General features: G+C 70.4%; 2 protein-coding genes. One reads left to right on the plus strand and one right to left on the minus strand.

The features are described 5' to 3' along the window. Positions 1-71: 71 nt before the first annotated feature. Complete coding sequence (locus tag ACFVZW_RS18390; RefSeq protein ID WP_384522426.1) at positions 72-1127, minus strand: hypothetical protein; 1056 nt, start codon at positions 1125-1127, stop codon at positions 72-74. Between the two features lie 500 nt (positions 1128-1627). On the opposite strand from ACFVZW_RS18390, the gene ACFVZW_RS18395 reads away from it, so the two are divergent. Beyond that, positions 1628-2872, plus strand: coding sequence for a serine hydrolase domain-containing protein (locus ACFVZW_RS18395; RefSeq protein ID WP_384522524.1), 1245 nt, complete (start codon positions 1628-1630; stop codon positions 2870-2872). The last annotated feature ends 113 nt before the right edge of the window (positions 2873-2985 follow it).

The following is a 2985-nucleotide window of genomic DNA, read 5'->3' on the forward strand; positions in this document are numbered from 1 at the left end:
GCCGCCCCCCCCCGCGCGCCCCCCCCCCCCCCGGGGCTGTGGGGGCGGGTACGCACCTCGTGCTCGTACCGTCAGGGCACGGTGATGCGGGCGGTCCGCTGCTCCGGGATCGGACCGCCCGTGGGGGCGTAGCGGGGCGCCCCGGTGTACCAGGCGTGCAGACCGGACAGGAAGCCTCGGGCTCCGCCGAGCCACGCCTCCAGCTCGATCCGTTCGCCGTGGTTCAGCCCGACCTGCCGGACGAGCGGGGGCAGTTCGCTCTGTGAGAGGTGCTCGAAGTGGCGCAGCCGGGCGGTCACCAGATCGGCGGCGGCGTGCATGGCTTCCTGGACGGTGATGTCCAGGGATGTCTCGAGGACGACGACGAGGTTGTTGACGTCGTACTCGTCATGGACCTCGCGCTGGTAGGAGGCGATGTCGTTAGCCAGACCCATGTAGTCCATGAAGGCGTCGAGCAGGGCGCAGACGGTCCGGCTGTGCCGGATCCGCTCGGGGATCCGTGCGCCGGTGGCGAGTTCGACGGAGTACGGGGCGGTGTACGCCGCGAAGCTCTCACGGCGGAACTGGGCGTACTCGATGAGGTCCGGGACACGGCCGGCGAGGCTGTTGGCCAGTTCCTGGACTCCGGCGTCGATGTACCTCGCCAGGGCCCGGTTCAGCCCCTGCCGCCAGTGCGCGAGCCTCGGAGGGAACAGGCGTTGCTGGAGGTCTGCCATTCCCCTTTCGACGGCATTGACCGGCTCCGGGAGCCGGGCGCCCGGCTCCTGCGGCAGGAAGCCGTGCAGACGGGCGGTGAAGACCTGTGCGGCTGCGAGGTTGCCCGTCTGCTTGAAGGCGGAGGCGAAGTAGTCGTCCCACGCCAGAGCCCAGAGATTGAACCGGTGATTGAGCCGGAGGCCGGCGAGCGAGGCATCGGGGAGGGTCCACGCGGTCAACTGGTCGACGGCCATGGCGTGGAACTGGGACCGGCTCCAGATCGCCCGGCGGGAGCCCGCTTCGTCGCCCGCCAGCATGCCCATCTCGCGCGCCCACGTCTCGGCCTCCTCGCGCAGGGCCGGAAGGTACGGGTTCACCCGCACCGGGTACGGCATCCGCAGTATCGGGAGTTCGATGTCCTGCACTGTCATGGGATCCCTACCTCCCTGTCGGCAACAAGCGAGGACGTGAGCGCGCTGCACCTTCGAAGGTCGTGTCGGCCGACCGGCTCGGTGCCGGAAGCCGACGATCCATTACTGCCCCGGGGACGGACGTCGAGCGATTCCCGCCATTTTGCGCCACAAACCTTCCCATCCCGGCCGAACCGCAACCGGGTGCTGCCGCCCTCGGTCTTCGATCAGACCAGTTTGTACAGAATGAAACGATCCTTCTGGTCGGGATTGGCTCAAATTCGATCCCAAAGCTGGCCATGATCGGCCACTATCCGCCAGCCGGCGCGCCTCGACGGACATCGAACAGGCCCACGACAGGCTCGACTCTCCGTGTCGGGAACCTCGTCGGCGCGTTGAGGCTCTTGATCCCTGGGGGCCGGAAGCTGCGCACGGATCGAGCCTTCGGGACGCGTACCTCATACCCCGGCCCCTGCGTCGCACCGGCTCCACGACCAGGAAGAGAAGCCGAAGAAGTGAACCTGTTACTTACGCCCCACCGACGTCTCGTCGCGAGCGCCACCGTCACCGCCGCGCTCGTGGCCGGTTTCGCCCCCGCCGCCTCCGCGTCCGCCGCGCCCTCCCGCGCCGCCGTCCCCGCCAAGACCGCCGAACGCGCGGTTCCCGCACCCGACATGGAAGGTGTGGCCGGGGCGTTGAACGCGGCCATGGCCAACGGCGCACCGGGCGCGATGGCCCGGTTCACCGGCCCCGACGGAGTCCGGACCCGGACCGTGGGAGTCCGTGACCGCGTCTCGGGAGAGCCCATGGACGCCCGGGCGCGCTTCCGGATCGGCAGCGTCAGCAAGACCTTCTCCAGCGTCGTCCTGCTCCAGTTGGTGGACGAGGGCAGAGTGGAGCTCGACGCTCCCGTGAACCGCTACCTGCCGGGTCTGTTGCCCGACGAGCGGATCACGGTACGTCACCTCCTGACGCACCGCAGCGGGTTGCCGGACTACACCGAGAAGATGTTCGCGCAGACGGTCCCCGGCTTCGAAGCCGTACGGAACCGGGTGTTCGGCTACCAGGAGCTGGTGGACCTCTCCCTGGCCGAGCCGCGCACCATCGAGCCCGGCGCGGCCTACGCGTACTCGAACACCAACTTCGTGGTGGTCGGCATGCTCATCGAGAAGGCCACCGGAAACCCGGTCGCCAAGGAGTACGAGCGCCGCATCATCAAGCCCCTGCGACTGCGCAACACCTCCTACGTGCACCCCGACACCCGGATCAAGGGACTGCACGTGCGCGGCTACCTCCACCCCGACGAGGCCGGCTCCCCCCTCGTGGACTCCACGGAACAGACCGCGTCCTGGGCGCAGTCGGCCGGGGCCGTCATCTCCGACCCCGCGGACCTGAACACCTTCACGACCGCGCTGATGCGCGGCAAGCTGCTCTCGCCGCGCATGACGGAGGCCATGACCACGGTCACGCCGACGGACACGACCGGTACGCGCTTCTACGGGCTCGGACTGCGCCGCTACGACCTGTCCTGCGGCACCCAGGTGTTCGGCCACACCGGCACCGTCCAGGGCTTCTACACCTACGCCTTCGCGACCCGGGACGGTCGGCGCAGCCTTGCCGCGACGGCGAACACCTCGAACCACGGCGCCGCCAACACGGCGCTCGGCGGGACGCTGGAGGCCGCGTTCTGCGGGAAGAAGCCGCCGACGGCACGGGGGTTCGCCGCGCTGCCGAAGGCGGAGGAGGACCTGCCCGAACGCCGCTGAGGCGGACGGGGGCGCGGGCCGCGCCGGGGCGGCCGCCCCGGGGGGGCCCCCCCTCCCGACCCCCGGGGGGCGCCCCCCCCCCCCAACGGGGGGGGCGTGGCCCCCACCCGGGG

It is taken from the genome of Streptomyces sp. NPDC059567 (assembly GCF_042735655.1).
Taxonomy (GTDB): domain Bacteria; phylum Actinomycetota; class Actinomycetes; order Streptomycetales; family Streptomycetaceae; genus Streptomyces.